The sequence below is a fragment of the Streptomyces tamarix genome (assembly GCF_032423885.1).
GTDB lineage: Bacteria > Actinomycetota > Actinomycetes > Streptomycetales > Streptomycetaceae > Streptomyces > Streptomyces tamarix.
Genome location: NZ_JAWCTQ010000026.1, coordinates 93,396 through 99,843 on the forward strand (window position 1 = coordinate 93,396; position 6,448 = coordinate 99,843).

General features: G+C 73.5%; 8 protein-coding genes. 7 read left to right on the forward strand and 1 reads right to left on the reverse strand.

Going from position 1 to position 6,448, the window contains the following annotated elements:
* Positions 1 to 42: 42 nt before the first annotated feature.
* Entirely contained in the window at positions 43 to 801 is a 759-nt protein-coding gene (locus RND61_RS20615; protein WP_315879491.1) for an SDR family NAD(P)-dependent oxidoreductase, read from the forward strand.
* Positions 798 to 1,877: a threonine aldolase family protein gene (locus tag RND61_RS20620; RefSeq protein ID WP_315879501.1), complete on the forward strand. Its 1,080-nt coding sequence runs from the start codon at positions 798 to 800 to the stop codon at positions 1,875 to 1,877. The genes RND61_RS20615 and RND61_RS20620 overlap by 4 nt, the downstream gene beginning before the upstream one ends.
* A 406-nt stretch (positions 1,878 to 2,283) precedes the next feature.
* On the opposite strand, the gene RND61_RS20625 is transcribed toward RND61_RS20620, so the two are convergent.
* Positions 2,284 to 2,997: a lysophospholipid acyltransferase family protein gene (locus tag RND61_RS20625; RefSeq protein ID WP_315879492.1), complete on the reverse strand. Its 714-nt coding sequence runs from the start codon at positions 2,995 to 2,997 to the stop codon at positions 2,284 to 2,286.
* 241 nt (positions 2,998 to 3,238) lie between these two features.
* Between RND61_RS20625 and RND61_RS20630 the strand changes: the two genes are divergently transcribed.
* From RND61_RS20630 to RND61_RS20645, 5 genes are all read left to right on the forward strand, one after another.
* A complete protein-coding gene (locus tag RND61_RS20630) occupies positions 3,239 to 3,598 on the forward strand; it encodes a TlpA family protein disulfide reductase (RefSeq protein ID WP_315879493.1) in 360 nt (119 codons plus the stop codon).
* A 63-nt stretch (positions 3,599 to 3,661) separates the two neighbouring features.
* Positions 3,662 to 3,742 carry a putative leader peptide gene (locus RND61_RS32725; RefSeq protein WP_391653810.1) on the forward strand — a complete coding sequence of 27 codons (81 nt, stop codon included), beginning with the start codon at positions 3,662 to 3,664 and terminating at the stop codon, positions 3,740 to 3,742.
* Between the two features lie 52 nt (positions 3,743 to 3,794).
* Entirely contained in the window at positions 3,795 to 4,328 is a 534-nt protein-coding gene (locus tag RND61_RS20635) for a flavin reductase family protein (RefSeq protein ID WP_315879494.1), read from the forward strand.
* 190 nt (positions 4,329 to 4,518) lie between these two features.
* Positions 4,519 to 5,304: an electron transfer flavoprotein subunit beta/FixA family protein gene (locus RND61_RS20640; RefSeq protein ID WP_315879495.1), complete on the forward strand. Its 786-nt coding sequence runs from the start codon at positions 4,519 to 4,521 to the stop codon at positions 5,302 to 5,304.
* Between the two features lie 64 nt (positions 5,305 to 5,368).
* On the forward strand, positions 5,369 to 6,331 hold the full coding sequence (locus RND61_RS20645) for an electron transfer flavoprotein subunit alpha/FixB family protein (protein WP_315879496.1): 963 nt from the start codon (positions 5,369 to 5,371) through the stop codon (positions 6,329 to 6,331).
* The last annotated feature ends 117 nt before the right edge of the window (positions 6,332 to 6,448 follow it).

Genomic DNA, 6,448 nt, shown 5'->3' on the forward strand with positions numbered 1-6,448 from the left:
ACGGCCGGGACGTCCGGTACGCAGACGGAGGAGACGAGCACGATGACCAGCAACGGGAACGGCGGGCCGCTGGACGGCGCCGTCATCGCGGTCGCCGGAGCGGCGGGCCCCGCGGGCCGCGCCGCCCTGCTGCGGCTCGCCGAGGCGGGCGCGACCGTCGTCGGCGCGGACGCCGACCCCGGGCGCCTCGCCGAGGCCGTCGACGCCGCCCGCTACGCCCACGGCGGCGCCACCGTCACCGGCGACACGGTCGACCTGCTCGACCCGGTCGCGACCCGCGCGTGGGCCGACAGGACCGAGAAGGAGTTCGGGCGGGTCGACGGCCTCGTCCACCTCGTCGGCGGCTGGCGCGGCAGCGCCACGTTCGGCGAGACCGACCCGGCCGACTGGGAGCTGCTGGAGAAGCTGCTCGTCCGCACCGTCCAGCACACCTCCCTCGCCTTCCACGAGGCGCTCAAGCGCAGCGACCGGGGCCGGTACGTCCTCGTCAGCCAGTCCGGCGCGAGCAACCCCACCGAGGGCAACGCCGCCTACGCCGCCGCCAAGTCCGCCGCCGAGGCGTGGACCCTCGCGCTCGGCGACTCCTTCCGCAAGGCGGGGGGCGAGGACGGGCCGAAGGCCGCTGCTGCGATCCTGGTGATCAAGGCACTGGTGCACGACGCCATGCGCGCCGAGCGCCCGAATGCGAAGTTCGCGGGCTTCACCGACGTCAAGGACCTGGCCGACGCCATCGCCGGCGTCTGGGACCGGCCCGCCCAGGAAGTGAATGGACAGCGCCTGTGGCTGACCCCGAAGCCGTGACCCCGGCGTTCCCCACCCGTACCGACGCGCGCCGTCACCACGACCCGTCGGTACGGGGCTTCGCCAGCGACAACTACGCGGGAGCCCATCCGGAGGTCCTCGCCGCGCTGGCCGTCGCCAACGGCGGCCACCAGGTCTCCTACGGCGAGGACGACTACACCGACCACCTCCAGCGGGTGCTGCGCAGCCACTTCGGTCCGACCGCCGAGGCGTTCCCGGTGTTCAACGGCACCGGCGCCAACGTCACCGCCCTGCAGGCGCTCGCCGACCGGTGGGGTGCGGTGATCTGCGCCGAGTCCGCGCACATCAACGTCGACGAGGGCGGCGCGCCCGAGCGCATGGCCGGGCTCAAACTGCTCACCGTGCCCACCCCGGACGGCAAGCTCACCCCCGAGCTGATCGACCGGCAGGCGTTCGGCTGGGACGACGAGCACCGCGCCATGCCGCAGGTCGTCTCCCTCGCCCAGAACACCGAGCTCGGCACGGTCTACACGCCGGACGAGATCCGGGCGATCACCGACCACGCCCACGGCCTGGGCATGAAGGTCCACCTCGACGGCGCCCGGCTGGCCAACGCGGCCGCCTCGCTGGACGTCCCGATGCGCGCGTTCACCAACGCCGCGGGCGTGGACGTCCTGTCACTGGGCGGCACCAAGAACGGCCTGCTCTTCGGCGAGGCGGTCGTCGTCCTCGACCCGGAGGCCGGCCGCCACATGAAGCACCTGCGCAAGATGTCCATGCAGCTCGCCTCCAAGATGCGGTTCGTCTCCGTGCAGTTCGAGGCGCTGCTCGCGAAGGACCTGTGGCTGCGCAACGCCCGGCACGCCAACGCGATGGCACAGCGCCTCGCCGAGGGCGTCCGGTCCGTCGACGGGGTGGAGGTCCTCTACCCCGTGCAGGCCAACGCGGTCTTCGCGCGGCTCCCGCACGAGGTGAGCCTGCGGCTGCAGAAGCGGTTCCGGTTCTACTTCTGGGACGAGGCGGCCGGCGACGTGCGCTGGATGTGCTCCTTCGACACGACGGAGGACGACGTGGACGCGTTCCTCCTGGCGCTCAAGGAGGAGATGGCCCGCTAGGCGCGGGGCGCGCGCACGGGGAGCGGCCGGCCGGATGCCCGCGAAGGGCCGGCCGCTTCGCCCTTCCCCGCGCGGTGTCCCGCGCGGCCCCGGGCACCGGTCGTACCCGGGGAAGGTCCGGGGAGGGCCCGTCCCCGGGGACCCGGCGGCGGGCCGTGGCCCCGCGCCCACCGTCCGCCCCACCGGCCACGGCCAGGCGCGCCTTCGGCCCCGGGGCCGCCTCGCCCCCGGGGCCGCCGAGGTGCTGGAGGGGCCCGGCCCCGGCGCGCGGGTCACGGTCCGGGCCCCGCCCGACCCCCGGTCGGGCGGGCGCGCCCCGAAGGGCGGCACACCCGCGACACGCGCTCGGCGCGGCTGCGCCGGGCTCGTCCGGTCCCACCGGGCCCTCAGCGCGGCCGCGCCGGCTTCAGCGCAGCTCCGCCGGGGTCGGCGCGGTGCCGCCCAGGTGTGCCGGGATCCACCAGGTGTCCTCCGCGTCCCTGGGCCGTACCGGGTACGCCCGCTGCGCGGCCTCCAGCAGGTCCTGGACCCGCTCGCGCAGCCGCCGCGTGATCGCGCCGGCGTACTGGTCCGTCGGCGCCTCCACGGGCTCGCCCACCCGGATGGTCACGGGGATGTGGCTGCGCCTCAAGTTCCGGGGGCGGCCCTTCGTCCACAGCCGCTGCGTCCCCCACAGAGCCATCGGGACCAGCGGCACGCCGGCCTCCTGGGCCAGCCGCGCCGCGCCCGACTTGAAGCTCTTGAGGGTGAACGACTGGGAGATCGTCGCCTCCGGGAAGACGCCGATGACCTCGCCGGAGCGCAACGACTCCAGCGCGTGCCGGTACGCCGCCTCGCCCTGCCCGCGGTCCACCGGGATGTGCTTCATCCCCCGCATCAGCGGCCCGGAGATCCGGTGGCGGAAGACCGAGTCCTTCGCCATGAACCGCACCAGGCGCTTCTGCGGCCGGGCTGCGAGCCCCGTGAAGATGAAGTCGAGGTAGCTGATGTGGTTGCTGACGAGCACCGCGCCGCCGGTGCGCGGGATGTTCTCCGAACCCTGAATGTCGATCTTGAGGTCGAGCGCCTTGAACATCGTGAGCGCGGCGCCGACGACCGGCCGATAGACGAGTTCTGCCATCTGAGAGAACACCCTTCTTCTGTCTGCCTGGGGAGGGTCCTCCCGGCGGAAGTTACGCAGCCGTAGGTAACCGGCTTGCGCCCGATGCTGCACCATGTACCTCGCCCAGGCCAGCCCGAACCCCGCTTCGGAGGGCGGAATGCGGCGAGATACTCGTCACGTCGCCTCACCGGGGGAATCGCCGCGGCCCCGCGCGGCGCTGTACGGGCGGGAAGACCGGACGACGGGAAGCGGGGCTGCGGTGGTGCGCGACGGCGCGGAGGAGCGGTACGGGCGGGTGCTCGGCCCGGGTGACCTGGGCGCCGAACTGGGGGAGCGGGCCACGCTCGTGCAGTTCTCCACCGCCTTCTGCCAGCCCTGCCGCGCCACCCGGCGGGTCCTCGCCGACGTGGCGGGCATGGTCGGCGGCGTCGCCCACGTCGAGATCGACGCCGAGCGAGAGCTGTCCCTCGTCCGGGCCCTCGGCGTCACCGCGACGCCCACGGTGCTCGTCCTCGACGCGGCCGGCCGCGTCGTCCGCCGCGCCGCCGGGCAGCCCCGCAGGGCCGATGTGATCGCCGCACTCGGACAGGCCCTCGAAACCCCCGCTGACCGGCCGTGACGCTGATCGCATCTGCCCGTGCGGCCTTGACGCGGCCGACCGCGCGTCGTCAGGCTGACGCCCGTGCCGTACGAACTCCTTCTCCACGGACGGGTCCACATCGACCTCGCCCGCCACGCGAGCGCGCTCTGTCCCGGTGTCTGACCACCCCAGGACCACGGCCCCGCGCACGCACCTCCCGCAGAAGGACAACTCCATGACGGTCACCCACGATCCCGGCACCGACGCGCGCACGGCCGAAGCCGGACCCGAGCTGCTGCGCTCCGCCTTCCGGCGGCACGCCGCCGGCGTCGCCGTGATCACCGCTCCCGGCGGCCCCGCGCACGGCGGCCGGCCCGCGGGGTTCACCGCCAGCTCCCTCGCCTCGGTCTCCGCCGAGCCGCCGCTGATCTCCTTCGGCATAGGCACGGGCTCGTCGAGCTGGCCCGTCGTGTCCGCCGCCACCCACGTCGGCGTCCACCTCCTCGGGGAGCACCAGCAGGAGCTGGCCGCCACCTTCGCCCGCAGCGGCGCCGACCGCTTCGCCCCGCCGACCCGCTGGACCGCGGGCCCCGAGGGCGTCCCGCTGCTCGACGGCGTCCTCGCCTGGCTGGTGTGCCGCGTCGTCGGCCGCGTCCCGGCCGGGGACCACCGCATCGTCATCGCCGAGGTCGTCGCCGGGGACGCCGCGGCCCGGGAGGGCCGGCCGCTGCTGTACCACCACGGCCGTTTCAACGCGCTGAGGGACTGAGAGGCTCCGGTTACTCAGCGTTGGCAAGGTCACAGTGCAAAGCGCTTGCTTAGTGGGAATGCTCCCGGTGTACTGACGAGTAATATTTCGTCGTGGGGCGGCCGTCGCCCCGCGCGGAAACCGCCCCATCAGGCGCCTATGCTGCGTGCAACAAGGCAGCCAGTAATGACGATGCAGTAGGAGAGCCGGCGTGAGCTTGAGGATCGTTGTCTGTGTGAAGTACGTGCCCGACGCCACCGGCGACCGGCACTTCGCCGATGACCTGACCGTCGACCGCGACGACGTCGACGGCCTGCTGTCGGAGCTGGACGAGTACGCGGTCGAGCAGGCGCTGCAGATCGCCGAGGACGCGGACGACGCGGAGATCACCGTGCTCACCGTCGGTCCCGAGGACGCCAAGGACGCCCTGCGCAAGGCGCTGTCGATGGGCGCCGACAAGGCCGTCCACGTCGAGGACGACGACCTCCACGGCACCGACGTCATGGGCACCTCCCTGGTGCTCGCCAAGGCGATCGAGAAGACCGGCTACGACCTGGTTATCTGCGGCATGGCGTCCACCGACGGCACCATGGGCGTCCTGCCGGCGATCCTCGCCGAGCGCCTCGGCGTCCCGCAGGTCACCCTGCTCTCCGAGGTCTCCGTCGAGGACGGCGTGGTCAAGGGCCGCCGCGACGGCGACGCCGCCACCGAGCAGCTGGAGGCGTCCCTCCCGGCCGTCGTGTCCGTGACGGACCAGTCCGGCGAGGCCCGCTACCCGTCCTTCAAGGGCATCATGGCCGCCAAGAAGAAGCCGGTGCAGTCCCTGGACCTCGACGACCTGGACATCGACGCCGACGAGGTCGGCCTCGAAGGCGCCTGGACGAAGGTCGACTCCGCCACGGAGCGCCCGGCCCGCACGGCCGGCACGATCGTCAAGGACGAGGGCGAGGGCGGCAGGCAGCTGGCCGAGTTCCTCGCGAGCCAGAAGTTCATCTAGGGCTCGCGCAGCGCAGAGCCACCGACAGCCCCCTCAGACTTCGCATTCGCAGGAGAGCATTCCCATGGCTGAAGTTCTCGTCTACGTCGACCACGTGGACGGCGCCGTCCGCAAGCCCACCCTGGAGCTGCTGACGCTGGCCCGCCGCGTCGGCGAGCCCGTCGCCGTCGCCCTCGGCCCCGGCGCCGAGGCCACCGCCGCCACGCTCGCCGAGCACGGCGCGACCCGCGTCCTCACGGCCGACGCCGCCGAGTTCGCCGACTACCTCGTCGTCCCGAAGGTCGACGCCCTCCAGGCCGCGTACGAGGCCGTCTCCCCGGCCGCCGTGCTCGTCCCGTCCTCCGCCGAGGGCAAGGAGATCGCGGCCCGCCTGGCGGTCCGCATCGGCTCCGGCATCATCACGGACGCCATCGACCTGGAGGCCGGCGACGAGGGCCCGGTCGCGACGCAGTCCGTGTTCGCCGCCGCGTTCACCACCAAGTCCCGCGTCTCCAAGGGTACCCCGGTCATCACGGTCAAGCCGAACTCGGCCCCCGTCGAGGCCGCTCCCGCCGCGGGCGCCGTCGAGGCCCTCGCGGTCTCCTTCTCCGAGAAGGCCACCGGCACCAAGGTCGTCTCCCGCACGCCGCGCGAGTCGACCGGCCGCCCCGAGCTGACCGAGGCCGCGATCGTGGTCTCCGGCGGTCGCGGCGTCAACGGCGCCGAGAACTTCGCGCTCATCGAGGGCCTGGCCGACTCGCTCGGCGCCGCCGTCGGCGCCTCCCGCGCCGCCGTCGACGCCGGCTGGTACCCGCACACCAGCCAGGTCGGCCAGACCGGCAAGTCGGTCTCGCCGCAGCTGTACGTCGCCACCGGCATCTCCGGCGCGATCCAGCACCGCGCCGGCATGCAGACCTCGAAGACCATCGTGGCCATCAACAAGGACCCCGAGGCCCCGATCTTCGACCTGGTCGACTACGGCGTGGTCGGCGACCTCTTCGAGGTCGTCCCGCAGCTCACCGAGGAGATCAAGTCCCGCAAGGGCTGATCCGCGACCCGCACACGGCCGGGGGCCGCGCGGTGGAACACCACCGCGCGGCCCCCGGCCGTTTTTTCGCGCCGCCCGGACCCCCCGGCCGCCGCCCACGCCGTCCGCGGTGATCCG

Excerpts from the sequence above, each read along its gene's own strand:
- RND61_RS20615 (WP_315879491.1), top strand. The coding sequence starts at position 43 with ATGACCAGCAACGGGAACGGCGGGCCGCTGGACGGCGCCGTCATCGCG.
- RND61_RS20625 (WP_315879492.1), bottom strand. The coding sequence starts at position 2,997 with ATGGCAGAACTCGTCTATCGGCCGGTCGTCGGCGCCGCGCTCACGATG.
- RND61_RS20635 (WP_315879494.1), top strand. The coding sequence starts at position 3,795 with ATGACGGTCACCCACGATCCCGGCACCGACGCGCGCACGGCCGAAGCC.
- RND61_RS20645 (WP_315879496.1), top strand. The coding sequence starts at position 5,369 with ATGGCTGAAGTTCTCGTCTACGTCGACCACGTGGACGGCGCCGTCCGC.